The organism is Devosia sp. 1566 (genome assembly GCF_004005995.1).
In the GTDB taxonomy this organism is placed as follows: Bacteria; Pseudomonadota; Alphaproteobacteria; order Rhizobiales; family Devosiaceae; genus Devosia.
In genome coordinates this window covers 2,415,305-2,441,206 of record NZ_CP034767.1, presented here as the reverse complement: position 1 = coordinate 2,441,206, position 25,902 = coordinate 2,415,305, and the positions used below count along the sequence as shown (strand labels likewise).

Genomic DNA, 25,902 nt, shown 5'->3' with positions numbered 1-25,902 from the left:
CAGCATAGGACGCGCGGGGGTGTCGGGGGCCGACAGTTTTTGGGTGGGTTTTTGGGGGAGGGATCGGGGCAGGCGAGGGACCCGACCCTTCGCCATTCGAGGGTCTGGGGCTCTCCTTGTTGGCACGAGCGGATGAGTTGGGGCTTCCCTCCCCCTTGAGGGGAGGGATTGAGGGAGGGGGTCGTGGAGGAGGGCACGGTGGTGCCGGGGACTGTGATCTCTTGGCAGTGGGGCTGCTCTAAGTTCGGTGAAGGCGCGCCGGACCCCCACCCCTTGGCCATTCGAGCATAGCTCTCATGGCCTTCTCGCCGCTTTGGCGGACGGCTCGAAGCCCCTCAAGGGGGAGGGAGGGCAAGGGCCGACGGGTTTGGGGCTCTCGTTGCGGGCAGGAGCGGATGAGTTGGGGCTTCCTCCCCCTTGAGGGGAGGGATTGAGGGAGGGGGTCGTGGAGGAGGGCACTGGCGGTGCCGGGGGCTGTGGGCTCTTTGGCGGTGGCTGCTCGGAGTTTGGTGAAGGCGCCGACGGACCCCCACCCCGGCCCTCCCCTCAAGGGGGAGGGAGGGCAGGAGCCGAGGGGCTGGAGCTAGACCGCGCGGTAGGTGACTAAGAAACCTCGCCGGATAAAGTATCCAGTTCCATTTCCTTGAGGCGCTTGATCTCGTCCCTGAGCCTTGCGGCCTTTTCGAATTCGAGGTTGGTGGCGGCTTCGCGCATGGCGCGTTCGAGGTCCTTGAGCACGGCGGCGAGGTTTTCGCCCACGGCGAGCTGTTCCTTGCCGTCGCGGCCCTTGCCGATCGAGACGGTGACGTGGTCGCGCTCGTAGACGCTGTCGACGATGTCGTGGATGTTGGAGCGCACCGATTGCGGCGTGATGCCGTGTTCCTCGTTATAGGCGATCTGCTTTTCGCGGCGGCGATTGGTTTCGGCGAGCGCGCGTTCCATGGAGCCGGTGATGTTGTCGGCATACAGGATCACCCGCCCGTCGACATTGCGCGCGGCGCGGCCGATGGTCTGGATCAAGGAGGTCTCCGAGCGCAGAAAGCCTTCCTTGTCCGCATCGAGAATGGTGACAAGGCCGCATTCGGGAATGTCGAGGCCTTCGCGGAGGAGGTTGATGCCGACAAGGACGTCGAAGGCGCCCAGGCGCAGGTCGCGGATGATCTCGATGCGCTCGATGGTGTCGATGTCCGAGTGCATGTAGCGCACGCGGATGCCCTGTTCGTGCATGTATTCGGTGAGGTCCTCGGCCATTTTCTTGGTGAGGACGGTGCAGAGCGTACGGTAGCCGGTTTTGCTGACCTGGCGGATTTCGTCGATGACGTCATCGACCTGCGTTTTGGCCGGGCGGATTTCGACGGGCGGATCGATGAGGCCGGTGGGGCGGATCACCTGTTCGGCAAAAACGCCCCCGGTCTGGTCCATTTCCCAGGAGCCGGGCGTGGCCGAAACATAGATCGACTGCGGGCGCATGGCGTTCCACTCCTCGAAGCGGAGCGGGCGATTGTCCATGCAGGAGGGCAGGCGGAAGCCGTATTCGGCCAGCGTCGCCTTGCGCCGGAGGTCGCCGCGATACATGGCGCCCAGCTGGCCGATGGTGACGTGGGATTCGTCGACAAAGACGAGGGCGTTGTCGGGCAGGTATTCGAAGAGGGTCGGAGGCGGCTCGCCGGGCTTGCGGCCCGAGAAATAGCGCGAATAGTTCTCGATGCCGGCGCAGGAGCCGGTGGCTTCCATCATTTCCAGGTCAAAGAGCGTGCGCTGCTCGAGGCGCTGGGCTTCGAGGAACCGGCCGGCGCCGTTGAGTTCTTGGAGGCGCGCATTGAGCTCGGCGCGGATCAGCTTGATCGCCTGGTTCATGGTGGTGCGCGGCGTCACGTGGTGGGAATTGGCGAAGACGCGGATGAAGGTGAGGTCGGCGGACTTCTTGCCGGTCAGCGGATCGAATTCGGTGATGGACTCGATTTCGTTGCCAAAGAGGGTGATGCGCCAGGCGGCGGCTTCATAGTGGGCGGGGAACAGCTCGACCGTGTCGCCGCGCACCCGGAAGGTGCCGCGCACAAAGCCGGTGTCGCCGCGCTTGTATTGCAGGGCGACGAGCTTGGCGAGCAGCTCGCGCTGGTCGATCTTTTCGCCCTTTTGCACATCGATGGTCATGGCGGTGTAGTCTTCCACCGAGCCGATGCCGTAGATGCACGAAACTGAGGAGATGATGATGACGTCGTCGCGCTCGAGGATCGCCCGGGTCGCCGAGTGGCGCATGCGGTCGATCTGCTCGTTGATGGTGGATTCCTTTTCGATATAGGTGTCCGTGCGCGGCACATAGGCCTCGGGCTGGTAGTAGTCGTAATAGGACACGAAATATTCGACGGCGTTGTCGGGGAAGAAGCTCTTGAACTCGCCGTAAAGCTGGGCGGCAAGGGTCTTGTTGGGCGCAAGGATCAGCGCGGGGCGATTGGTGCGCGCGATCACCTGGGCGGCGGTGAAGGTTTTCCCACTGCCGGTGACGCCGAGGAGGACCTGGTCGGTTTCGCCATTCTCGATGCCTTCCACCAGTTCGGCAATGGCGGTGGGCTGGTCGCCGGCGGGCTGGTAGTCGGTGACCATGCGGAAGGGGCGGCGGGGCGCGCGTTTTTCGAGGCGGTTCTGCGCCTTGTGGGGCATCCAGGGGGAGGAGCCTTCCACTTCCTTGCGGCCATGCAGGATGATCTGTTCGAGCGCCTTGACGGTGGCGGTGACGCCCACGGTCTGGGCGTTGGAGACGTCCTCGTTCTTTTTGGCCTTGGCCTTCTTGGTGGCGGCGGTCAGGGCCGCGCGGATTTCGGCGGTGGCCTCGGGATCGGCGTCCTTCGAGACGGCGCTTTGCGCCTCCTCAGGATGAGGGGCGCCGGTGAGCTTGCGGGCGCTCAGCGCTTTGGCGGAGGGGACGTGGCCAAAGCCGGCCTGGGGGGCTTCGCCCATGCCGGAGAAATCGGGGCGGACCACGGAATTGATTTTGGTCTTGCCCGTCTTGGGCGACATGCCGGTGACGGTGTCGTGCGAGGACTTGGTCGTGCGGCGCTTTTCGAGCGCCGTCTTGGGCTTAGCCGCTTCCCTGGCGGCGTCCTCAGCGGCAGCGGCGGCGGCCTGATCGGCACGATCCAGCGCGCGCTTGTTGCGCATGCGCTCGGCGTAAAGGGGTTTGCTCGCGGCGAGGTCCTCGGCCTTTTCGATCTCGCCCAGGAAATCGTCGATGGAAAATTCGGCTTTGCCGGGACGTGCGGACTTGTCGGCCATAAGACACCAATGCTCGGGAAGGCACCTGATGTGGGAAACGGTGCCGCAAATTGCAACGTTCCCCGTCTTAGCAGGTCGCGAACGGAGACGGAACGGGGGTGCTGACAGCAGGTGGCAGGAGCACGCAGTGTTGATGCCGGTTGCCCCGATGAACAAAGGGCAGGGCTGGCCGTTGTGGGGGCGACAACGGAGTTCGAGCAGATGAGCCAAAACCAGCCCGAGGCGAATAGCCCGACCAAAAAGGCCGCCGAGGGATTAAACCCCGCGCTGACGCGCAATATCGATGCCATCATGGAGCGGCGGCGCGAAAGCGCGCGCTCGGCCTCGCTCGAGGAACGGGCCGCGGCGGCGATCAGCAAATTCGCTGGCTCGATGATGTTTGTTTACATCCACATCGTGTTCTTCGGGCTGTGGATCAGCATCAATCTGGGCTGGCTGCCGATCATGGAGCCCTGGGACCCATCGCTGGTGGTGCTGGCGATGGAAGCGTCGGTGGAAGCGATTTTCCTCAGCACCTTTGTGCTGATCAACCAGAACCGGATGGCGGCGGAGGACAATATCCGGGCCGATCTCGACCTGCAGGTGAGTCTGCTCAACGAGCATGAAACCACCCGGCTAATCGAGCTGGTGAGTGCGATTGCCCGAAAGCTCGATATCCACACCGAAGCGGATGAGGAATTGGGTGAACTCGAGCGGGATGTGTCCCCCGAAGCGGTGATGGACCGGATTGCCGATGCGGAGGCGAAAGCGGAGGCGTGAGGGGTTTTGGGGTTTTTGTCAGCTTGTGCAGGACGTCGGCTGGGGCTTCCCTCCCCCTTGAGGGGAGGGATTGAGGGAGGGGGTCGTCGGGTGGGGCACGGTTGGGCCGGTGCGCTGAGACTTCTAGTGGAGGGTCGGACGTCGGTGATAGGACCGAAGGACCCCCACCCCAGCCCTCCCCTCAAGGGGGAGGGAGGGCACAGTCCGATGTGTTGTGCCTGGAGGCAGGCAGCCGCGCGGTTAGTAGACTTCGATCGAGGAGAGGGCCTTGTTGAGATATTGGTCAAGGCGGGGCTGGCTGTGGGTGATGCGTTCGCAATAGCTCTGGAAGAAGCGGTCGCGGCAGGCGGCGACGGCGACTTTGCCTTCGATGCGCACGGAGGAATAGCGGTTGTCGGCGCCGATCAGCAGCAGGTCTTCGATCTTGGTGCCGGGGTCGAGGCAAAGCGCGCCGCCGGTATAATTCTCGCCCTCGTAAAAGCAGACCTGCTTGGGCGCGGGGCGCTCAAAGGTCCATTCGTTCCACTCGATGCCGCGGGGATCCTTGCCGAAATCGACAGCGTGGATCGAGGTCCAGCCGCGCCCGCCAGGGCCATCGATCATGCACCACACCTTCTGGCAGCGCAGAACCTTGATGCGCTGTTCGGCCGGGATCTGCCCCAGAATGGGATATTCGCGGCCGGGACCCTGGTGGAGGGTTGCGGGCTTGGTGGTCCAGGCAAGGCTGCCCGATTCGGAGGTGGCGAGCGTGGGCAGAGCGCCCGTGACCAGCGAGACGCCAGCAATGGCGAGGAAAACGAGAGTGCGAAGAAGATAAGGCATGACGCTGTTCCACAACAAGGCTGGGCGGGGGGACACTAGCGCGGCACTGGGCCAAGGCCAAGGTTTATCGGAATCCTGGGTGTGAAAAAGGGCGCCATCGTTGGATGGCGCCCGGGAATGGCTGCAGCCTGGGATCAGCGGACGCGGATCGAGGCGATATAGTCGTCGTAGTCACCGAGCGAAGAAGCGCTGGTGGTATAGGTGCGGCAATTGCGGAAGTTCACTTCGGCGCAAACCTGAACCCGCAGGCCATCGGGATTGTCGATCGAAGAGATGCGGTCGGCAAAGCCGCCCAAATTGCGCACGCTTTCGCCTTCCTCAAGGCACTGGCTTTCGCCGCGGAAGCGGGTGCGGTCATAGAAGCAGACCTCGGCGATCTCTTCATCATAAACGGGCGGGGCAGGTGGGCGCGGACGGCCGGGAGGATTGCGCCCTTCATTGCCAACGCCGATATTGATCTGCGGGCCACCGGGGCCGGTGGAGAAGCCGAAGGACAGGCCGGGCTGGCCGGAATTGACGGGACGACCACCTGCGCTCAGATACTGAGCCGAAACCCAACCATCCGGGCCGGGCTTGGCGATATAGCACCAGGAGCCTTCGCACTGCTGCACATCCACATTGGTGCCGGCGCGCACGGTGTCCACTACCCCATAATTGCCGCCAGGGCCGGAACGCACATTGATGTTGCTCGTCACGGTACCGGGAGCTGCCTGGGCAGCTGCGGGCAGGAACACGATCACGGCGGTGGCTGCGACGGCAATACCCGTAGCCGCGGTTTTCAGCAGCTTGCGGTTGTAGCGGTTCATCCTTGAACTCCTGTTATATTCTTGGCCGACAACCGTATTAGGCCGATCGGCAGTGACGCTGTTGTTGTTGTTGATCAAACGATGATGGAAACAAACGGTTCCGGCCCAGCACGAAGACTCTGTTGCTCTTTAGACCCTAGTAAACGTCCAGAGAGGAGATGCGGCGGTCGAGTTCGCGCGGCAGCCGGGCAGTGTCGCGCCGCAGGGTGGCGCAAGCGCCTGAAAGCTCTTCGTCACGGCACACATCCACCCGGGCGCCGCCATAAATTTCTACCGAGCGGAAGCTGTCGTCCCACAGGCCCGGCAGGTAGTCATAGGTTTCGCCTTCGGTGACGCAGAACTGCTCACCGCGGAAATCGGGGCGGGTATAAAAGCAGGCGCCGGCTTCCTCATCATCGTAGACCGGGGGTGCCGGCGGCGCTGGCGGTGGGGGCGGGAAGGGACGGCCAGGACCGCCGAAGTTGAATTCGAGGTCAAAGCCGGGTTCGCCAAAGCCGTTGCCACGCGGCGCGACCTGCGCCTGGGCCTGCCGGCCAATAACGACGAAGTCGCTCGAGACCCAGCCGGCAACATGCCCGGCCGAGATCTGGCACCAGCCAGCGCTGCACTGGCCAACATCAACGGTGTTGTTGGCAAAGAGCGAGCCGACTACGGGATGCTGCGTGCTGGGGCCAGAGCGCACATTGACATTGGTTGAAACGCTGGCCGGGGCGGCGGCAGCTGCAATAGTGCCGGCCAGCACGGCGGCGAAGGTGGTGATCAATCCGAGGCGAACAGACTTCATCGAGGGCTCCCCTTGCTTGCCGGCGCTTGGGGCCGGCGTGGTCCATAAGACCCGATGGCAACTGAATGCTGGCTGAACGATCCGGTTCGAAAAAAGTCAGGTAATGGTGCGTTTGCGGCCGTCTTCACCCATGGCGACGTAAACAAAGTGGCCCTGGGTGACTTTGACGCGATCATCGCGCCGCTCGCGCCGGGCCCAGGCTTCGATGGCGATGGCGACCGAAGTGGTGCCGACGCGGTCAACGGCGGTGTAGACGCACAGGATATCCCCGACCTTGACCGGGGCGATAAAGGTCATGGCTTCAACCGCCACGGTAACAACGCGGCCGCCAACTCGCTCAACTGCGGCGATGGCGCCGGCGATATCCATCTGGCTCATCACCCAACCGCCGAAAATGTCGCCAGCGGGATTGGCATCGGCCGGCATGGCCAGGGTGCGGATGGTGAGGGCGCCCGAGGGTTCGGTGGCGGGGGTGGGTTGGACAGGGATCATGAGGAGGGTCCTTTCACGGGCCAGCGGCCAACGGCTTCTTCCCAGTGCATGCGGCAGAGGGAGAGATAAACGGACTTTTCGATGGCGACCTGGTCGCCGGCGGTGAGCACCCGGCCGGAGGGGTCCTGACGCACCACCATGGTGGCCTTGCGGCCGCAGGAGCAGATGGTGCGGATTTCGCGCAGAATATCGGCGATCGCCAGCAGTTCGGCCGAGCCGGGAAAGAGCTTGCCCTGGAAATCGGTGCGCAGGCCAAAGCACATCACCGGAATGCGCAGGCGATCGGCGACGCGGGCGAGTTGCCAGACCTGTTCGGGGGAGAGGAACTGGGCTTCATCGACAAAGACGCAATCGACCTTGGCGATCTCGGTGGCGTCGTGGATGGCGAGATAGAGATCGTCGGCGTCGGTATAAAGCGCGGCAGCTTCGGAGATGCCGATGCGCGAACTGATCCGGCCGACGCCATCACTGGCGTAAAGCCCGGAGGTGAACAGCAGCGCATTCATGCCGCGCTCGCGATAGTTATAGGCCGCCTGAAGCAGGAGCGTGGATTTGCCCGCATTCATTGCGGAATAGGAGAAGTAAAGCTTGGCCATGGGCTGGTTGTGCCGGAGCGGGCCCGGGGGTGCGAGGGGAAACACCGGGTGGTCCACAACAAACTGCTGGCGGGCGGGAGGGGTTGCGCGGGGCAGGTTGGGCGGGGGGCGGGCTAGGTCGTCACGGTCTCGGCGCGGGTGCGGCGGCGCAGGAGGATGGGCGGCAACACTTCGCCGAGGAGAATGGCGAGGAAGATGACGAGGGCGCCGAGATAGCCGATGGGCAGCAGGCGCTCGCCAAGGAGCAGCGCGGCGCCGAGGGCGGCGAACAGGGCTTCGGAGGACAGCACCAGCGCGGCATTGGTGGCGGGGACATATTGCTGGGCGACGGCCTGGAGGGTGAAGCCGATGGCGGTGGAGCCGATGCCGGCATAGGCAACGGCGAGCCACTGCTCGCTGATCTGGGCGAGGGTGGGGGCTTCAAAGACGAAGGCGAGCAGGATCGCGCCGAAGCCGGCAAGGATGAAGGTGCCGCAGGTGATGGCGAGGGGCAGGCCGGTGCGGCTGGCGATGGCGCCGAGCATGAGCACATGGATGGCCCAGAACACAGCGCAGAGCACGATCAGCGCATCGCCGATATTGAGCCGGTCGAGGCGGGCGCCGTTGAGCAGGTAGATGCCGACAAGGGCGAGAGCGACGCCGATCAGCACCAGCGGATGGGGCTGAGTGCGAAAGACGAGGAAGGCGATCAGCGGCACAAAGAGCACGTAAAGCCCGGTGAGAAAGCCGCCATTGGTGACGGTGGTGCTGGCCAGGCCCACCTGTTGCAGCCAGCTGCCGATGAAAAAGACGAGGGTCATGGCGGCGACAAAGAGCCAGTCGCGGCGCGAAAGAGTTGCGGATTTGGTGCGGCGCTCGCGCAGGGCGAGCGGCAGGAGGAGGGCGCCGCCGATGATGAAACGCACGCCGGTGAAGCTGAGCGGGCCCATGGAGAGCATGGCGTGCTTTTGGGCGATGAAGCCAAAGCCCCAAAGAGCAGTGGCGAGCAGAAGGCAGAGGGTGGCGGTGGCGCGGGTCATGGTGGTTCCGGTCAGCTGCCAGCTATAGCTAGAGCAAGGCCGGTCGAAATTAAACCCCGGCCACTCGGGGCCGGGCGGCCAATGCGGCGCCGCGCCTCCCCGAGGAGAAAGGCGCGGCACCGCGGGTGTGGTTAGCCCCGGATGGCGGGAGCCGGGCTGGACGGCGGGGCGGGCGGCTGGCTGGGCGGGGCGGCGGGTGCGGCGCCCGGCTGATCGGCTGGAGGCGGTGCGGCGGGCTGATCAACGGGCGGCTGGGCTGGTTGATCAGCGGGCGGCTGCGAGTCCGATTGGTCCGGCTGATTGTTGCCTTGCCCACCCCAATTGCCGCCGCCGCGCTGGCCGCGTTGGGGCGGCGTCAGCAGCGCCTGCTGCTCGGGGGTGAGGCTTTCGTAAAATGCAGTGACCGAAGGAACAACGCTGGTGAGCGCCTCGAGCTGGGCATTGTCGAGCACGATCCGGCGCTGCAGCAGGTCGGGGATGGTGAGGGGAGCCGTGGGGGTGGAGCGCTCGGCGCGAACCTGCGCAGTGTCATCGACATATTTGCGGACGGCGTCCATGACCGCGGTGCGCATTTGCTCGAACAATGGGCGCTGTTCGGCGGTGAGATTGAGCCGGTGGCTAATCCGCACAAGCGCCAGTTCGATGGCTTCGGCGCCCCTTTGGAAGTTGAACAGGCCCGTCATGCTGTTGCCCAACTGGCGGCCGTTCTGGCGCATGCCGGGGCCGTCGTTGCGGTCGGAAGGGCCGTTCATGTCGCCACCCATGCCGCCGCCGCGGCGACCGCCATGCTGACCGTCCCAGCCGCTGTTGCGCTGGCCGTGCCAGCCGCCGCGGCTGTAGCGGTCGCCCCGCTGCCAGTTGCAGTCGTCATCGCCGCCGGACTGGTAACCCATCGGAGGCTTGCCAGGCTGGGCCAAGGCGGGGCCGGTGGCCGCAAGGCCCGTGGTCGCGGTGAGAAGGACCGCGAGAGCCGCGGCGGAAATCTTGTTCATCGGATTGCTCCCTGGTGTCTGGCCGGAGGTTTCGGCTGGCCAGATGATAGAGCAAGTGCCGTGGGCAGAACCTTGCGGGAAGGTGAAAGCTTGGCAAGGTTGGTAAGGTAGGCGGAGCCTGGGCAACAAAAAGCCGGCCACGGGGGCCGGCAATTTGGCAGCAAATCTGAGGTGGTTCAGCGCCGGGGCGGCGCGGGAGGCAGGCGGCTGGGCTTGATCCGCGCCGGGGCTTCGGCGGGGAGATTGCCCCGCAGGGCAACGCGGGTAACTTCAACCAGAATGGCGAGAACCAGGAGCGTCAGCGGCACCATGAAGACGGCGATCTGGGTGTCGGGTTCCTGGGCGAGAGTGGCGGCAGTGGCAGGGGTGATGCCGGCAAGGACCGCAGCTGCGCCTCCCAGAACCAGAAACATGCCGGAGGCGAAAGCGTAGAGCCTGAAGCGTTTGCGCGGGGCAGGTGTAGATTCACGCATGGGGGTCGCATCTTCCTTGAAGCTATCGAGCAGCGCAGAAGTGTCACCCCAATGCGGTTCGATTGTGGCGGGCAGCGTCACGAAGCGCTGCCAACGGGATCCCTACAGGCCGGATTGGCGGGACCGCAGGGCTGCGAGCTTAGGCGGCAGTGGGCGCTTCGTAGCGGGCGCGGGCGTGCAACACGGTTTCGTGATGCTCGGCGGCCCACAGTCCCAAGGCGCCGATTGGACCGAGCAAAGACTGACCCAATCGAGTCAGGCTGTAGTCAACCCGCGGGGGCACGGTGGGGGTCACGACCCGCTCGACGATGCCGTTCTTTTCCAGTTCGCGCAGCACCGAGGTGAGCGACTTCTGGGTGATGTCGCCGATCTCGCGCTTGAGTTCGGAAAAGCGCTTGGGCCGCTCCTGCAGCAGGGCCACGACGAGTACCGCCCATTTGCTGCCAATGATGGTGAGGATGTCGCGGGTGGCGGCGCAGTGGGGATGGCTGTGACTGAGGTAGGACGGTCTCATGGAAGTGACCTCGGTATCTTGCAGGTGCCGTCTTGTGTCGGCTGCTCACTCTCATATACGACAGGTTGGTATCCCAAGGAAACCTGGGTTTCCAAAAGATACATCCAATTGACCACAACAGCGGTCGGAGCCGGAACGCCAGCATGGCGGGCCCGATCCTGCTTTTTGCTTCATGAAAGAAACTCCGAATGGCTCTCCAACTCAAGATCATAATTGCCAGCACCCGGCCCGGCCGCGTCGGCCCGACCGTTGCCCGCTGGGTGGAGGACTTTGCCAGGGAGCAGGGCAAGTTCGACATCGAACTGGTTGATCTGGCCGAGGTGGGACTGCCGCTGTTTGATGAACCCAAGCACCCCATGCTGCAGCAATACGAGCATGAGCACACCAAGCGCTGGAGCAAGACCGTCGGGGAGGGCGACGCCTTTGTGTTCGTGACCCCGGAATATGATTATTTCCCCCCAGCTTCGGTGGTCAATGCCATCCAGTACCTGTCAAAGGAATGGACGGGAAAGCCCGCAGGCATTGTCAGCTATGGCGGCGTGTCGGCCGGCCTGCGGGCCAGCCAGGTGCTGCGCCAGCTGTTGAGCAATCTCAATGTCGTGGCGCTCAGCCAGTCCGTGCCGATCCCGTTTACCGCCAATTTCCTGGGCGAGGACGGCGTGTTCCGACCCAATGAGCCCATGGTGCAAGGCGCCGGCCTGATGTTCAATGAGCTGCATAAATGGGCCGTGGGGCTCAAGAATATGCGCGAGGCACAGGCGCAGGCATAAGCCGGGCGCGCTGGACCAAGGCATGGGGCTTGGGGGGCGCGTCGCTCCCCAAGCCTGTGGCTAGTGACCGAAGGCCGGTCCTTCGACGCAGGGGCGGCCCCGCGTGACCGGCGGAGGGCGGAAACCCAGGGCAAGGCGACCCGCACTGGCGAGCCAGGTTGTTGCCCGCCGGTGCCAGCCATTACCACCGCCCAAATGCGCCGGCGTAGCCGCCGCGACCGGGGCGGGGCGTTCCCATTCATCGAAGTAAACTGATTTCAAGAGATAGCTTGGAGGGATCATTATCGCACTACTCCTTGAATCGGTTCAACCCGAGGATGTGAGTGCGGGTTGAATCGGTTCAAACTAGCATTGCGATTGCCAGCGTCAACCCGATTTGAACCGATACATCTTTTTTGCTAGTGGTGGAGGGAAGGAGTTCTTCGTGGTCAAACCGCCGGTCACCATAAAACTGAGGGATGTAGCGGCGGCGGCCGGTGTGTCGCAGGGCACGGCATCCAATGTGTTCAGCCGACCTGAACTCGTTCGGCAAGAGGTGCGCGAGCGCGTGCAAGCGGTTGCCAAGGAGTTGGGCTATGGCGGGCCGAGCCTGAAGGGGCGGCTGCTGCGGGCGGGCAAGGTCAATGCCATCGGGGTCGCTGCGGTTGAGCCGCTGTCCTATTTCTTTGAGGATCCGTGGGCCCGCAGCCTGCTCGCGGAGATGTCCGAAATCTGCGATCGGCGGGGCGCCGGCATGGCGCTGGTCTCGGCGGTGAACCGGGAAAAGCTGGCCTGGAACATCGAAACAGCTTTAGTGGACGGGTTTGTGCTGCTGTGCGTGGAAGGCGGGCACGAACTGGTGGCGCTGACGCGCAAGCGGGACCTGCCTTTCGTGGCGCTGGCGCTGGGAACAGGCGACGACTCCATCCCTGCGATCGGGATCGACAATATTGCCGGCGCGGCGAGGGCGGCGCAGCACCTGGTGGAACTGGGTCACCGGCGCTTTGCGGTGCTGAGCACCGAGCTTAAAGAGGGGCATGCGGGCCCGGTAGGGGAGGCGGAGATCGCCGCGGCAATTTATTCCACCTCGCGCGACCGCATGCTGGGCTATTGGCAGGTGCTGGACGGTGCCGGCATTGCCCGCGCTGACGTGCCGGTGCATGAAACCCGCAATGAGCCGGCCAGCGTAAGGGCGGCGCTGGTGGCGGTGTTCACCGGGGCGACCAAACCAACGGCCTTGCTGTGCATGTCGGACCGGATTGCCATTCTCGCTTTGGACTGGCTGCGCGAGCGCGGGCTGCGCGTGCCTGAGGATGTTTCGGTGGTGGGTTTTGATGGCGTGCCTGAAAGCGCCGCGGCGCAGCCGCCGCTGACCACGGTGCAGCAACCGCTGGCGGATATTGCCCATCGGGCCGTGGCGGCGATCCTCGACGGGCCGGTGGAGCGCCAGGTGGTTCCGCTGTCGCTGGTGGTCCGCGGCTCCACGGGAGCGCCGCCGCCATAGCGCTTGCCGGTGCCCGAACGGGCCAGTATCACATCCCACAGATGTGGAGATGATCGATGAAACTGTTGTCGGATGCATTGGACCGAGTGGCGCCTTCGGCCACGGTGGCCATCACGCAAAAAGCGCGCGACATGGTGGCCGCGGGCAAGGACGTGATTGCCCTTTCGGCGGGGGAGCCTGATTTCGACACCCCGCTGCACGTGCGCGAAGCCGGGATCCGCGCCATCAATGAGGGCAAGACGCGCTACACCAATGTGGATGGGATCGCCGAGCTCAAGGAAGCAGTGGCGGCAAAATTCCGGCGCGACAACGGGCTCGATGTTCGGGCCGATGAGTGCTTTGTGGGCTCAGGCGGCAAGCAGATCATTTTCAATGCGCTGATGGCGACGCTGAACCCCGGCGACGAAGTGGTGGTGCCGGTGCCGTTCTGGGTGAGCTATCCCGAAATCACCCGGCTTTGCGGCGCCGAGCCCGTGCTGGCGCGGGCGGACGCCTCGACCGGGTTCAAGCTCAAGCCCGAAGTGCTGGAACAGGCGATTTCGCCGCGCACGAAATGGTTGATCCTCAATACCCCGTCCAACCCGACGGGCGCAGCCTATTCGGCCGAAGAATTGCGGGCGCTCGCGCAGGTGCTGCTGCGCCATCCCCAGGTGATGATCCTGACCGACGACATCTATGAGCCGCTGGTTTATGACGGGCGCCAGTTCGCGACCATTGCCCAGGTGGAGCCGGCACTACGGGAGCGCACGCTGACCATGAATGGCGTCAGCAAATCGCATGCGATGACGGGCTGGCGCATCGGCTATTGCACCGGGCCCAAGCCGCTGCTGGCGGCGATGACCAAGCTGCAAAGCCAATCCACCACCAATGCCTGCTCGATTTCGCAATGGGCGGCGGTGGCGGCGCTGAACGGGCCGCAGGAGTTCCTCAAGGACTGGCGGGCGGCGTTCCAGGCGCGGCGCGACCTTGTGGTCGAGGGGCTGAACGCGGCCGCGGGGGTCGAGTGCCTGGTGCCCGAAGGCGCGTTTTACGTCTTCCCCTCCTGCGCTGAATTGCTGGGGCGCACCAGCGGCGGCGGCACCAAGCTCGAAACGGACGAGGACTTCGTCTTGGCGCTCCTGGCCGAAACGGGGGTGGCGCTGGTGCATGGGGCCGCGTTCGGGCTGCCCGGGCATTTCCGGCTGAGCTATGCGGCGGCGGATGCGCAACTGCGCGAAGCGGTGGCGCGCGTGCAGCAGTTCTGCGCCGCAGTACGCTAGACCAAAAGAGTTGTGGGGGTGCCGGCTAGTGCTGGCGCCCTAGCGATCAACGAAGCGGGTGGGGCAAAAAAAAGGGCCCCATCCGAAGATGGGGCCATGGATAGGGCCGAAGCCAAATCGCTAGTAATGGTCCCGCGCAAGGGAGGAGGAGATGCGCCGGACCGGGTGGACCCAAGCCGAGGGAGGAGGATACGGCTTGAACCCGGTGTCGGGCAACGCAGGTCCGAGGGAGGAGGAAACGGACGGCGTCGCAGCGACAAGGACGTATATAGATAGCCCGATCAGTTAGTGCAACGCGGAAGAGCGAATAGGAGCTATGCGTTAGGCACAGCGACAATGTGTCCACTAAATAAGCAGGCGCATTGCTCCGCGTTGCAACCCGCCGCAACAGGCGAAAAAAAAGCCCCATCCGAAGATGGGGCTGATGATAGGGCCGAAGCCAAATCGATAGTGATGGCGAAGCGCAAGGGAGGAGGAAAGCGCTTCACCGATGGACCGGGATCGAGGGAGGAGAATCGATCCAAATCCGGCGTCGCGATGCGGGGTCCGAGGGAGGAGGATTCGGAGCGCGCCTCAGCGACGGGTTCAATATGAGGGAGACCTGTCCCGCCAGCAATGCGCGATCGGTCATGCCAGCCATGCGCCACATGCAGGCGCTACGCGATCACAAATGTGGGTCTTGGAGCCGGCGGCCCTCGGCGTGCTGCAGAAAGATTCGCGATTCTTGCGCTGGGCGCGCAGCGTCATTCCGCGTAAATATTTGGGACTGACAGGGCGTTAGCTGGGTAGGGGCCCCGACGGTGTCGCTGGCGGGGCAGGTCCGCCCAGCGATGGGTATTTGGAAGGCGCATCCAACAACGAACGCGTTCGCCCGCTAAAAGCTCCACTCGCGCGCCTTGCCGACGATGAAGTCGCGGAAGACGCCAACGCGCTTGGAATTCTTCAGCGCGGGAGGGTAAACAAAGTATGCTTCATAGGCCGGCAGCTCGATTTCGGGCAGAACCTGGACGAGGCCGCCGTCTTCCTGCTCGGTGACATAGTCAGGCAGCATGGCGATGCCGATGCTGGCCTGGCAAGCCTGGAGCATGCCGTAGATCGAATTGACCTTGAGCACAGCGCGGCGCGGGCTGGAATCGCTGCGGCCCATGCGCTCGAGGAAATTGAGCTCGGGCAGGTAGGAAGGCACCGGCTCGCCAAAGCTGATGATGCGATGATCGTCGAGTTGCTCGGGGCTGTTGGGAGAGCCGAACTCGCTGAGATATTCCGGCGTGGCATAGAAGTGGTTATGCACGGTAAACAGCTTGCGCTGGATCATCTCGGACTGGTTGGGACGATGCAGGCGAATGGCGACGTCGGCTTCGCGCATGGCCAGATCGAGTTCGGCGTCATTTAGACGAATCTCGAGCTGGATCAGCGGATACAGGCGGATGAACTCGTTGATGCGCGAGGACAGCCAGGTGGAGCCGATGCCCACGGTAGTGGTGACGATCAGCGGGCCGGTGGGCTCGTCCTGGGATTCGGACATCTGGGTTTCCACCTGCTGGAGTTCCCAGTGCATGCGGTGGGCGGTGCGGAACAGCTGCTCGCCGACCTCAGTCAGGACGAGGCCCCGGGCATGGCGGATAAAGAGTTTAAGCCCAAGATCGTCTTCAAGCGCCGAAATCTGGCGGCTGACGGCCGATTGGCTCATTCCCAGTTTTTCGGCGGCGTGGGTGAAACTGCCCGACTCTGCGGCGGTGTGAAAAATCCGGAGCTTGTCCCAGTCGAGCATTACACAGTGCTTTCTTCTTAGTGGGTGGTCTACTCCGCCGCTTCGGCGAGTTCGTGTTCGGCCAGGAACCGTTCGGCATCGAGCGCGGCCATGCAGCCCATCCCCGCTGCAGTGATGGCCTGGCGATAAACGTCGTCGGTGACATCACCGGCGGCAAACACGCCCGGGATGTTGGTCTGGGTCGTGCCGGGCTGGACCTGCAGATAGCCGCCCGGCTTCATGTCGAGCTTGCCGGCAAAGATCGAGGTCGCGGGCGAGTGACCGATGGCGACGAATACGCCGTCGATCGGCTGGGAATAGGTGCGGCCGGTCTTGAGGTCGCGCAGGGTCACTGCGTTGACCGAAGGGGGCATGGCGCTGCCATGGACTTCGTCGATCTCGGTGTTCCAGCGCACTTCGATCTTGGGGTTCTTGAACAGGCGATCCTGCAGGATCCGCTCGGCCCGGAACTCGCTGCGGCGATGCACGAGAATGACCTTGGAGGCGAAGTTGGTGAGGAAGAGCGCTTCCTCGACTGCGGTGTTGCCGCCCCCGACCACGACCACTTCCTTGTTGCGATAGAAAAAGCCATCGCAGGTGGCGCAGGCGGAAACGCCAAAGCCCTGGAACTTCTGCTCGGAGGGCAGGCCCAGCCACTTGGCCTGGGCACCGGTGCAGATGATGATGCTGTCGGCGGTGTAGGTGGTGCCGCTGTCGCTGTGGAGCACAAAGGGTCGGCGGTCGAAATCGACGGAGGTGATCACGTCGTTGACGATGCGGGTGCCGACATGTTCGGCCTGCGAGCGCATCTGGTCCATGAGCCAGGGGCCCTGGATGACGTCGGCAAAGCCGGGATAGTTTTCAACATCAGTGGTGATGGTGAGCTGGCCACCGGGCTGGATGCCCTGGATCATCACGGGCTCCAGCATGGCGCGCGCCGCGTAGATTGCAGCGGTGTAGCCGGCCGGACCCGAACCGATGATGATGACTTTGGCGTGCATCGCAACGCTCTCCCCAGAGTACGAGGCCTCCCTTGGCCTCAGTTAAAGGCCGAAGTGCGGGCGGTTTCAAGGCCGCCAACACGGCGGGGGCAATTCAGCTGGGGCTGTGCACCGAAAAAGCACAGCCTGCACCAGCCTTTGCTCGCTAAACAGGCTTAGCTGTAGCGGATTTTCAGGATTTCATAGGAGCGCGAGCCACCAGGGGCCGCCACTTCAAACGAATCGCCGACGGATTTGCCGATCATCGCCTTGGCGATGGGCGAGGAAATGGAGATGCGGCCACCCGAGGCATCGGCCTCTGGATCGCCAACGATCTGATAGGTCTTTTCCTCTTCGGTGTCCTCGTCGACATAGGTGACGGTGGCACCAAACTTGACGGTGGAGCCCGAGAGCTTGGAGACATCGATGATGTCGGCCAGCGCCAGGATCGATTCAAGTTCCTGGATGCGCCCTTCGTTCAGGCTCTGCTGTTCCTTGGCAGCCGAATATTCGGCGTTTTCGGAGAGATCGCCATGGGCGCGCGCTTCGGAGATGGCGTCGATGATGCGACGGCGCTCATTGGCAGTGCGGTGCTCATATTCAACGGTGAGGGCCTTGTGACCAGCCACCGTCATCGGGATCTTGTCCATTCGTATCGCCTCCAGGGCAAATGCAGGTGTCTTCCAGCCAAAACCCGTTCGGCATCCGCTTCACGACTAGTTTTCGGGGAAGATGGTTCAAATTGCCCGCCAGACGCGTTGCGGTCAAGCGGGTGACGCTCAAGAACATGGGGTGTCCACACGTGCGTTCAAGCTCCGCCCTAGTGTCAAGAGGAGGTTTGCCAATGCGCCGTCTTTTCGCAACACGATGTTCTTCCGTCATTATTGGGCTGTTTGCACTTGGGCGTCGCGCTGCCGGCTAGCATTCGCGCGCGCCGCTCGTGGAAGGGGCGGATAAGCCCCGGCTTGCGCCCGTCGGCAAAAAGCCCAGCGCCCAGGGATGGCGGCTGTTGGGTTTGGGTCTCAGCGCAAAGCCGCAACAAAAAAGCGCATCCGGTGGGATGCGCTTCCTATCGGTTGGGGGATTGTTGAGGTCAGGAGGCGACGAGATTGTCGGCGGCGGATTTGCCGGTGCGTTTGTCCTTGACGATCTCGTAGGTAATCTTCTGGCCCTCATCCAGACCGTTCAGGCCGGAGCGCTGAACCGCCGAGATATGGACGAAGACATCGGTCCCGCCTTCGTCGGGCTGGATGAAGCCGTAGCCCTTTTGACCGTTGAACCACTTTACGGTGCCAGTTGCCATGATGCGCGTTCCCTCGTGCAGTCGCTGCTGTAGGCGGCCTTGGTCACAGCGACCAAGACTTGGTTGAATCGAATTGTCGGATAATGACGTCAGCAGGAGCGAATGGTATTCGCATGATCAGATCAGTCGGCCGCTTTATTCGATGCGGGGAGCTTAGCTCTAAACAATGGGGGGTTCAATACAGCGAATGATCGTGCCAAAGCACCCGGCCAAACATTCGTTTTGGCTAGGGCAAGAGCAACATGGCTCTAGTGCTTGGCATAGACTTGCGCGCTGCCAAGGTGGGAACTGAAGACGGCTCCGTAAGGGACCCAATGCTCGACAGCAGCAAAAAGCTGCAGGCGATGAAAAGATGTTAGCTTAAATGCATCCCAATGTAACCCTTTTGCGCAAAGCGTGTTCTTGCTTTTCGTCAAGAAATCCGTCACATCCGCCCTCCATCACCTCCATTCAGAGATCGTATACGCTTGACCAAGGCGTTCCAGAGTTCGGGCGACATGATCGCCGACCGACGTGCCGGTTTCGCACGACTCCTATCCGAAGAAGGCGATCACCACGCAGCAGCCGAGGTGATGGCGCAAACCCTGGAACTGGCGCCCGATTGGGCCGGGGGCTGGGACCTGCTGGGCACCTACTGTGAGAAGGCGGGCGATGTGAGCGGGGCCATTTCGGCCTGGCGGCACCTCGAAGCGCTGGACGACGAGGGGGTGTTCGGCACCGCCCTCAAGCTTTCGGCCCATGGTGCCGCGGTCGCGGCCGCGGGGACTGCAGTGAGCTATGTGGAAGCGCTGTTTGATCAATATGCGCCGCGGTTCGAGGCGTCGCTGGTGGGCAAACTCGGCTACCAGGTGCCCGAACTGCTCGACGCAATGATCGAACGTGAAATGGCGCGGCAGGGGATCGGGCGCTGGGCCCTGGCGCTGGACCTTGGCTGTGGCACGGGCCTGATGGGCGAGCGGCTGCGAGGCAAGGTCGAGCGGCTCGACGGGGTCGATCTTTCCGCCGCGATGGTCGCGACAGCCCGGCGCAAGAACATTTATGATCAGCTGGAAAAGGACGAGCTTGTCCGGTTCCTCCAGCGCCGACCAATCGAAGCCGATCTGATCACCGCGGCCGATGTGCTGATTTATTGCGGCGCGCTGCCCCCGGTGCTCAACGCCATGTTGGGAGCACTCAAGCCGGGTGGGCTGCTGGCCTTTTCGCTCGAGGCGCATGAGGGCGAGGAGCCGATGTTCTTGCGCCCGTCGCTCCGCTATGCGCATGGGGTTGCGGCGACGCGGGTGGCGCTCGCCGATGCGGGCCTGCATGTGTGTCAGTTCGAAACCGCGACTCTGCGCCAAGACCGCGGCGCGCCAATTGCCGGTATGCTGGTAGTGGCGCAAAAGCCCGATCCTGCCCAGCTTGAGGATGAAGCATGAATACGCTGCGTTATGATTTCCGCTCCGACACGGTGACCCGTCCTTCCCCCGGCATGAGGGCGGCGATGGCGGCGGCGGAGGTGGGGGACGATGTTTATGGCGATGATCCGACGGTGCGCCAGCTTGAGCAGCGCATGGCGATGCTGCTGGGCAAGGAAGCGGCGCTGTTCGTGCCGTCGGGGACAATGTCTAACCTGCTTGCCCTGATGAGCCATTGCGGGCGCGGCGACGAGTTCATCGCGGGGCAAAACGCGCATTGCTACATGTTCGAAGCGGGCGGGGCGGCCGTGCTGGGCTCAATCCAGCCCCAGCCCATTGCCCACCAGCCTGATGGGACGATGGCGCTCCATGACATCGCGGCAGCCATCAAGGCTGACGACATGCATTTTGCCCGCACCCGGGTGATTGCGCTCGAAAACACCTTTGGCGGCCGGGTGCTGCCGCTCGCTTATATCGATGAGGTGGCCGAGCTGGCGCGCGAGCGTGAGCTCGGGTTGCATCTTGATGGCGCGCGGGCGTTCAATGCCTGCGTGGCGCTGGGGATCGAGATCTCGGAGTTTGCCGCACCGTTCGATACGGTGTCGATTTGCCTATCCAAAGGGTTGGGCACGCCGGTTGGGTCAGTGCTGGTGGGAGCCGGCACGCTGATCGAAAAAGCGCGGCGCGATCGCAAGATGCTGGGTGGCGGGATGCGGCAGGCGGGCATTCTGGCGGCGGCGGGGCTTTATGCGCTGGAGCACAATGTGGAGCGATTGGCCGAGGATCATCGCCGGGCCAAGCAGCTGTCAGAGGGGCTTGCGAGTTTTGCCGATCTCAGTGTTCCGATGCCGGACACCAATATCGTCTTCGTGAAGGCTGATGCCGAGCTCGAAAAGGCGATGACGCAGTTCCTGGGGGAGCGCGGCATTGCGGTCGGTGGGCAATATGGGCAGCAACGCTGGGTGACGCATTTGGATGTCGACGACGAAGCCGTGGACGGCGCTTTGGCGGGGGTGCGCGAGTTTTTCGGGGGCTGAGACGTAGGGGCGGGAGCACGAGCCGCCGCCCCTTTGATTTTCACCCCAAGGCCAGGCGGATGGCCCTTTCCACCGGGGAGTAGTTGTTGTCTGCCCGCTCGAGCTGGAGGGGTTCGGCGGGCAGGAGTGGCGGCTGGGCCATGAACTTGACCGTTTTGCCGCGGTGGATCTGGGCGGCGTGGACGAGGAACGGGTGGCACAGATAAACCGTGCCCGCGGGACCTGTGGCGAGGGCCTCGCGACCGGTGTCGAACCAGTCAGGCCGGTCCGTCAGCATGTCGCGCAAGCTGCGTCCGTCTTCCCCAGCCGGAGCCAGATAACGGGCGACTTCGAGATGCGAGCCCGGGCGAATGCGGGTGGGGGCATCGTCCGCCCCGACATCGGAGAACAGGAACAACATCAAGAGCGCACGGCCGCGCGAGTTGATGTTGGCGCGCCATTCGAGGAAGTCCGGGTTGTCGTCGCCAAAGCTCGCATCGATGTGCCAGCCGGTGTCGCCCTCATCCTGGGGATTGGGGAAGCGGACCGGGAAGGTGCCGAGGCCGCCCCGTGGCAACCAGCGACCGGGGCCGACGAGCTGGTTATAGGCGGCCCTCAGTGTTGGCGTGTTGACGGCTTCGCGGAACGGCGGCTGGGAGAACTCGCCGAGCCGGATTACCGGTTTGGTCCAGGTAGCGGGATCATCGGGATTGCAGCCGGTGGCGGCCCAGAGGATGGCTCGGGCCCCGGCGGCGAGGTCGGCGGGAAAGGCATTATCGATCCGCACAAAGCCGTCGGTGATGAAAGCCGTGATCTGCGCTGGTGTGAGCGCGTTGGAAGTTTCGGGCATTGAGATGTCCATGAGTTCGCGTGGCCGCACGGCGGCCTGGAGGCGGCTGGGCCGCCAGTGTGTGCCTCAGGAGGCGCCGATCAGGCGCGGAGGAACACGGCGAACTTGTTGGACCGGATCATCATCATGATGGGCGAAGGATAGCAAAAGCGGCGCCGAGTGCAAGCGGGCGCCAGGCTAGAGGTCTTCCAGCACTTCGGCGATCCAACCCTTGGGGTCGGCGGTGAAATCACGGTAAAGCCGGAAGTGGCGCGTATCCCTGAGCCGCACCGGGGCAAGGCCATCGCGAGTGATTTCGAGAAGGGTGGCGCCGGGGAGCGCCATCAGCAGGGGCGAGTGGGTGGCCATGATGATCTGGGCCGTGGCGTTCTGGCCCAGGCGATGGAGTAGCCGCAGCAATTCGCGCTGGCGCTGGGGCGAGAGGGCGCTTTCGGGCTCGTCGAGGAAATAGATGCCCTGGCGGGTCATGCGGCTTTCAAAGAAATCAACAAAGCCCTCGCCATGGCTTTGCGACAGGTAGTCCGGGGCCGCGCCACCGGCGTCGATGGCTGCGGCATCGAGATAGCGGGCGACGGAATAAAACGACTCGGCGCGAAAGAACCAGCCATTGGTGACCTTGGGCAGCCAGGAGGCGCGGAGCACGTCGGTGAGTAGGGCGCCGCTGCGGTCGAGCGCGGCGGAGTGATCGACCGGCATATAGCCCTTGCCGCCGCCGGCTTCGTCATAGCCGCTCATCGCCGCGATGGCCTCCACCAGGGTGGATTTGCCGGTGCCGTTTTCGCCCACGATGATGGTGATGGGGGTGGTGAACTCAAGGCTCCAGTCGGGATCCTGCAACCAGGGGAGGTTGAAGGGATAGCCGGAGCGGGTACCCCAATCGGGGAGGCGCCAGAGGCGCTTGAGGAAGGGAGCGGGGAGGCGGGTTTGCCGGCTTTGACGGGCCAAGACCGCCTCCCTTGAGCTTTGGTTGGATGGGCAGGAAAGCTTCGCCAGATGGCGAAACTTTGGCTCCTGACCAATCTAGTGGGCGAAGTAGTCCTGCAGCGGGCGGACCTGAAGGTTGCCGTCGCGATAAGCGAGGATACCCTGCACAGCCGCCATCGCCCCATCGATCGTGGTGTAATAGGGGATCTTGGCGTAGAGCGCGGTGCGGCGGATGTCGCGGCTGTCGGAGATCGACTTCATGCCGTCGGTGGTGTTGATCACCAGCTGCACGCCGCCATTCTTCATCAGATCCACAATATGCGGGCGCCCTTCGAGCACCTTGTTGATCTTGGTGGCGGCAATGCCGTTTTCCACCAGATAACGCTGGGTGCCGCCGGTGGCGAGGATGGTGAAACCAGCCTGCTCGAGATGGCGGGCGGTGTCGATGATCAACTCCTTGTCGTCATCGCGCACCGAGATGAAGGCGGCGCCACTGGTGGGGACCTTGGAGCCCGCACCCATCTGCGACTTGGCGAAAGCCATGGCGAAATCGTAGTCGAGGCCAATCACTTCGCCGGTCGACTTCATCTCCGGCCCGAGCACGGTATCGACGCCCGGGAAGCGGCTGAAGGGGAACACGGCTTCCTTGACGGCGATGTGCTTGAAGGTCTTTTCCTTGAGATTGAAGCTCGCCAGGCTTTCACCGGCCATGATGCGCGAGGCGATCTTGGCGATGGGCTGGCCAATCACCTTGGCCACGAAGGGCACGGTGCGCGAAGCGCGCGGATTGACTTCGAGGAGGTAGATGACACCGTCCTTGAGGGCATATTGCACGTTCATCAGGCCACCCACCTTGAGGGCAAAGGCGAGTTCGCGGGTCTGCCGCTTGAGCTCGTCCATGATCTCGGGGGAGAGATTTTGCGGCGGCAGCGAGCAGGCAGAGTCGCCCGAGTGGATGCCCGCTTCCTCGATATGCTCCATGATGCCGGCGACGAAGACGTCCTTGCCATCGCAAAGGGCGTCGACGTCGATTTCGGTGGCGCCGGACAGGTAGGCATCAAACAGCAGCGGGTTGTCGGACAGGACAGAATTGATCTGGCCGGTGCGGTCATTGGGGTAGCGCTGCAGGATATCGGGCGGCACGAGACCGGTCAGGGTATCCTGCACATAGCGCTCGAATTCGCTGGCAGAGTGAACGATCGCCATGGCGCGGCCACCCAGCACATAGGAAGGGCGGATCACCAGCGGATAGCCCAGGCGCTCGGCAACAAGGCGAGCCTGTTCAAGGCTATAGGCGATGCCGTTCTTGGGTTGAGTCAATTCGAGCTTGTTGAGGAGCTTGGAGAAGAGGTCACGGTCTTCGGCCAGATCGATGGCGTCGGGCTGAGTGCCGAGGATGGGCACACCAGCCTTGAGCACGGCTTCAGCGAGGTTGAGCGGGGTCTGGCCGCCGAACTGCACGATCACGCCATGGAGCGTGCCGTTCTGCTTTTCGGTGAGCAGGATCTCGATGACGTCTTCTTCGGTCAGCGGCTCGAAATAGAGGCGGTCGGAGGTGTCGTAGTCGGTCGAGACGGTTTCGGGATTGCAGTTGACCATGATGGTCTCGTAGCCGGCCTCACCGAGCGCGAAGGCGGCATGGCAGCAGCAATAATCGAACTCGATGCCTTGGCCGATGCGGTTGGGGCCGCCGCCGAGGATGACGACCTTCTTGCGATCGGTGGGACGGGCTTCGTCGGCGGGCTCACCGGCAAAAGGTGCCTCATAGGTCGAGTACATATAGGCGGTTGGGGACGCGAACTCGGCGGCCGAAGTGTCGATGCGCTTGTAGACCGGGCGCACGGCAAGTGACTGGCGCAGCTTGCGCACATCCGTGGTTTTTACGCCGGCGAGTTGAGCCAGCCGCGCATCGGAAAAGCCCATCGCCTTGAGCGAGCGCAGGGTCGCGGCGTCCTGGGGTAGGCCGAACTGCTTGACCTTGGCTTCGGTATCCACGATCCCCTGCATCTGCTCGAGGAACCAGGGATCGATCTTGCAGGCGGCGTGAATGTCCTCAAGGCTGGTGCCCAGCCGCATGGCTTCGGCGACATGGAGGAGCCGGTTGGGCGTTGGCGTGCCGAGAGCGGCCTTGATGGCGTTCTTGTCTTCGCCTTCGCCAAGACCGGGAATGCCGATCTCGTTGAGGCCCGTGAGGCCGGTTTCGAGCGAGCGCAGCGCCTTTTGCAGCGATTCCTGGAAGGTGCGGCCGATGGCCATGGCCTCGCCAACCGACTTCATCGAGGTGGTCAGGCGGTTGTCGGCGCCGGGGAATTTCTCAAAGGCAAAGCGCGGGATCTTGGTGACGACATAGTCGATGGTGGGCTCAAAGGACGCCGGGGTCGCGCCGCCGGTGATGTCGTTGTCGAGCTCATCGAGCGTGTAGCCGACGGCGAGGCGCGCCGCGACCTTGGCGATGGGGAAGCCGGTCGCCTTGGAGGCGAGGGCGGAGGAGCGCGACACGCGCGGGTTCATCTCGATGACAACCATGCGGCCGTCAGCCGGGTTGATGCCGAACTGAACGTTGGAGCCGCCGGTTTCGACGCCGATCTCGCGCAGCACCGCCAGCGAGGCGTCGCGCATGATCTGGTATTCCTTGTCGGTCAGGGTCAGGGCCGGGGCGACAGTGATGGAGTCGCCGGTATGCACGCCCATGGGATCAATGTTCTCGATCGAGCAGATGATGATGCAGTTGTCCTTTTTGTCGCGGACAACCTCCATCTCGTATTCTTTCCAGCCCAGCACCGATTCTTCGACCAGCACTTCGTTGGTGGGCGAGGCGTCGACGCCGGACTCGACGATGGCAAGATATTCTTCGCGGTTATAGGCGATGCCGCCGCCGGTGCCGCCCAGGGTGAAGGACGGGCGGATGATGGCGGGCAGGCCAATCACTTCAAGCGCCTGGAGCGCTTCGATGGTGTTGTGCGCCAGCATGGAGCGTGGGGTTTCCAGCCCGATCTTCTTCATGGCGTCGCGGAAGAGTTCACGGTCCTCGGCCTTGTCGATGGCCTCGGCGGTGGCGCCGATCATCTCGACGCCGAACTTTTCGAGCACGCCCATCTTGCGCAGCGAAAGCGCGCAATTGAGGGCGGTCTGGCCGCCCATGGTGGGCAGGAGCGCATCGGGGCGCTCTTTTTCGATGATCTTGGCGACCACTTCGGGGGTGATCGGCTCCATATAGGTCGCGTCGGCCAGGTCCGGGTCGGTCATGATCGTGGCCGGATTGGAATTGACCAGAATGATCCGGTAGCCCTCTTCCTTCAGCGCCTTGCAGGCCTGGGTGCCTGAATAGTCGAACTCGCAGGCCTGGCCGATGATGATCGGGCCGGCACCGATGATGAGGATCGATTTGATATCGGTACGTTTTGGCATGGTGCTCGCTCAACTGTTCACGTCGTAGTGGCGCGCTGCCGAGCAAAAGTGAGAACCACTTTTCCGGCAACGCTCCGAGAGCCCGGCGAGAAGGAGGGAATCGCCCGGACAGCACCTGTCGTGGCAAACTCGCGCGGCGGCAGCGCTGCGCGCGCGGGGTCAGATTCCAGACATGGTGGTTAGGTGGGCTGTCTAGCCGAGATGGTGGGGAAAGGGAAGGGGGTGGCAGCTC

At 63.5% G+C, this 25,902-nt stretch carries 23 protein-coding genes; 6 read left to right on the top strand and 17 right to left on the bottom strand.

Annotated elements, in window-relative coordinates:
• Positions 1 to 603: 603 nt before the first annotated feature.
• On the bottom strand, positions 604 to 3,018 hold the full coding sequence (gene uvrB, locus ELX51_RS11780; protein ID WP_127755269.1) for an excinuclease ABC subunit UvrB: 2,415 nt from the start codon (positions 3,016 to 3,018) through the stop codon (positions 604 to 606).
• A gap of 456 nt (positions 3,019 to 3,474) precedes the next feature.
• Here uvrB and ELX51_RS11775 point away from each other — a divergent pair, with 456 nt between their 5' ends.
• Positions 3,475 to 4,032 carry a DUF1003 domain-containing protein gene (locus tag ELX51_RS11775; RefSeq protein ID WP_127753698.1) on the top strand — a complete coding sequence of 186 codons (558 nt, stop codon included), beginning with the start codon at positions 3,475 to 3,477 and terminating at the stop codon, positions 4,030 to 4,032.
• Between the two features lie 240 nt (positions 4,033 to 4,272).
• Here ELX51_RS11775 and ELX51_RS11770 read toward each other — a convergent pair whose 3' ends face one another.
• The 9 genes from ELX51_RS11770 to ELX51_RS11730 all read right to left on the bottom strand — a co-directional run bounded on the left by ELX51_RS11770 (position 4,273) and on the right by ELX51_RS11730 (position 10,530).
• On the bottom strand, positions 4,273 to 4,854 hold the full coding sequence (locus tag ELX51_RS11770) for an SH3 domain-containing protein (RefSeq protein WP_127753697.1): 582 nt from the start codon (positions 4,852 to 4,854) through the stop codon (positions 4,273 to 4,275).
• Positions 4,855 to 4,988: 134 nt separating this feature from the next.
• Positions 4,989 to 5,660 carry an SH3 domain-containing protein gene (locus ELX51_RS11765; RefSeq protein WP_127753696.1) on the bottom strand — a complete coding sequence of 224 codons (672 nt, stop codon included), beginning with the start codon at positions 5,658 to 5,660 and terminating at the stop codon, positions 4,989 to 4,991.
• 136 nt (positions 5,661 to 5,796) lie between these two features.
• Complete coding sequence (locus tag ELX51_RS11760) at positions 5,797 to 6,444, bottom strand: SH3 domain-containing protein (protein ID WP_127753695.1); 648 nt, start codon at positions 6,442 to 6,444, stop codon at positions 5,797 to 5,799.
• A 96-nt stretch (positions 6,445 to 6,540) separates the two neighbouring features.
• Positions 6,541 to 6,936 (bottom strand): acyl-CoA thioesterase, encoded by a 396-nt coding sequence (locus tag ELX51_RS11755; protein WP_127753694.1) that lies wholly within the window; start codon positions 6,934 to 6,936, stop codon positions 6,541 to 6,543.
• Positions 6,933 to 7,532, bottom strand: coding sequence for a thymidine kinase (locus ELX51_RS11750; RefSeq protein WP_127753693.1), 600 nt, complete (start codon positions 7,530 to 7,532; stop codon positions 6,933 to 6,935). The genes ELX51_RS11755 and ELX51_RS11750 overlap by 4 nt, the downstream gene beginning before the upstream one ends.
• Before the next feature lie 113 nt (positions 7,533 to 7,645).
• Positions 7,646 to 8,551 (bottom strand): DMT family transporter, encoded by a 906-nt coding sequence (locus ELX51_RS11745; protein WP_127753692.1) that lies wholly within the window; start codon positions 8,549 to 8,551, stop codon positions 7,646 to 7,648.
• A 131-nt stretch (positions 8,552 to 8,682) separates the two neighbouring features.
• Positions 8,683 to 9,543, bottom strand: coding sequence for a Spy/CpxP family protein refolding chaperone (locus ELX51_RS11740; protein ID WP_127753691.1), 861 nt, complete (start codon positions 9,541 to 9,543; stop codon positions 8,683 to 8,685).
• Positions 9,544 to 9,719: 176 nt separating this feature from the next.
• Positions 9,720 to 10,097 carry a hypothetical protein gene (locus tag ELX51_RS11735; RefSeq protein WP_127753690.1) on the bottom strand — a complete coding sequence of 126 codons (378 nt, stop codon included), beginning with the start codon at positions 10,095 to 10,097 and terminating at the stop codon, positions 9,720 to 9,722.
• Between the two features lie 58 nt (positions 10,098 to 10,155).
• Entirely contained in the window at positions 10,156 to 10,530 is a 375-nt protein-coding gene (locus ELX51_RS11730; protein ID WP_127753689.1) for a helix-turn-helix domain-containing protein, read from the bottom strand.
• A gap of 188 nt (positions 10,531 to 10,718) precedes the next feature.
• On the opposite strand from ELX51_RS11730, the gene ELX51_RS11725 reads away from it, so the two are divergent.
• From ELX51_RS11725 to ELX51_RS11715, 3 genes are all read left to right on the top strand, one after another.
• The gene (locus ELX51_RS11725; RefSeq protein WP_127753688.1) at positions 10,719 to 11,300 is read left to right on the top strand and encodes an NAD(P)H-dependent oxidoreductase; all 582 of its coding nucleotides are present in this window, start codon (positions 10,719 to 10,721) and stop codon (positions 11,298 to 11,300) included.
• 424 nt (positions 11,301 to 11,724) lie between these two features.
• Positions 11,725 to 12,783 carry a LacI family DNA-binding transcriptional regulator gene (locus ELX51_RS11720; RefSeq protein ID WP_127753687.1) on the top strand — a complete coding sequence of 353 codons (1,059 nt, stop codon included), beginning with the start codon at positions 11,725 to 11,727 and terminating at the stop codon, positions 12,781 to 12,783.
• A gap of 56 nt (positions 12,784 to 12,839) precedes the next feature.
• Positions 12,840 to 14,042, top strand: a complete 1,203-nt coding sequence (locus ELX51_RS11715; RefSeq protein ID WP_127753686.1) for a pyridoxal phosphate-dependent aminotransferase — start codon at positions 12,840 to 12,842, stop codon at positions 14,040 to 14,042.
• Between the two features lie 874 nt (positions 14,043 to 14,916).
• Here ELX51_RS11715 and ELX51_RS11710 read toward each other — a convergent pair.
• The 4 genes from ELX51_RS11710 to ELX51_RS11695 all read right to left on the bottom strand — a co-directional run bounded on the left by ELX51_RS11710 (position 14,917) and on the right by ELX51_RS11695 (position 18,075).
• On the bottom strand, positions 14,917 to 15,813 hold the full coding sequence (locus ELX51_RS11710; RefSeq protein WP_127753685.1) for a LysR family transcriptional regulator: 897 nt from the start codon (positions 15,811 to 15,813) through the stop codon (positions 14,917 to 14,919).
• A gap of 29 nt (positions 15,814 to 15,842) precedes the next feature.
• Complete coding sequence (gene trxB / locus ELX51_RS11705; RefSeq protein ID WP_127753684.1) at positions 15,843 to 16,793, bottom strand: thioredoxin-disulfide reductase; 951 nt, start codon at positions 16,791 to 16,793, stop codon at positions 15,843 to 15,845.
• 155 nt (positions 16,794 to 16,948) lie between these two features.
• Positions 16,949 to 17,422, bottom strand: a complete 474-nt coding sequence (gene greA, locus ELX51_RS11700) for a transcription elongation factor GreA (RefSeq protein WP_127753683.1) — start codon at positions 17,420 to 17,422, stop codon at positions 16,949 to 16,951.
• Positions 17,423 to 17,865: 443 nt separating this feature from the next.
• Positions 17,866 to 18,075: a cold-shock protein gene (locus ELX51_RS11695; protein WP_127753682.1), complete on the bottom strand. Its 210-nt coding sequence runs from the start codon at positions 18,073 to 18,075 to the stop codon at positions 17,866 to 17,868.
• A 467-nt stretch (positions 18,076 to 18,542) separates the two neighbouring features.
• Here ELX51_RS11695 and ELX51_RS11690 point away from each other — a divergent pair, with 467 nt between their 5' ends.
• Positions 18,543 to 19,493 (top strand): methyltransferase, encoded by a 951-nt coding sequence (locus ELX51_RS11690; protein WP_248305103.1) that lies wholly within the window; start codon positions 18,543 to 18,545, stop codon positions 19,491 to 19,493.
• On the top strand, positions 19,490 to 20,509 hold the full coding sequence (ltaE, locus tag ELX51_RS11685; RefSeq protein WP_127753681.1) for a low-specificity L-threonine aldolase: 1,020 nt from the start codon (positions 19,490 to 19,492) through the stop codon (positions 20,507 to 20,509). Before ELX51_RS11690 ends, ltaE begins: the two co-directional genes overlap by 4 nt.
• A gap of 40 nt (positions 20,510 to 20,549) precedes the next feature.
• Here ltaE and ELX51_RS11680 read toward each other — a convergent pair whose 3' ends face one another.
• From ELX51_RS11680 to carB, 3 genes are all read right to left on the bottom strand, one after another.
• Complete coding sequence (locus ELX51_RS11680; protein WP_127753680.1) at positions 20,550 to 21,338, bottom strand: phytanoyl-CoA dioxygenase family protein; 789 nt, start codon at positions 21,336 to 21,338, stop codon at positions 20,550 to 20,552.
• Between the two features lie 177 nt (positions 21,339 to 21,515).
• Positions 21,516 to 22,283 carry an AAA family ATPase gene (locus ELX51_RS11675; protein WP_127753679.1) on the bottom strand — a complete coding sequence of 256 codons (768 nt, stop codon included), beginning with the start codon at positions 22,281 to 22,283 and terminating at the stop codon, positions 21,516 to 21,518.
• A gap of 75 nt (positions 22,284 to 22,358) precedes the next feature.
• On the bottom strand, positions 22,359 to 25,670 hold the full coding sequence (carB, locus tag ELX51_RS11670; protein WP_127753678.1) for a carbamoyl-phosphate synthase large subunit: 3,312 nt from the start codon (positions 25,668 to 25,670) through the stop codon (positions 22,359 to 22,361).
• Positions 25,671 to 25,902 lie beyond the last annotated feature (232 nt).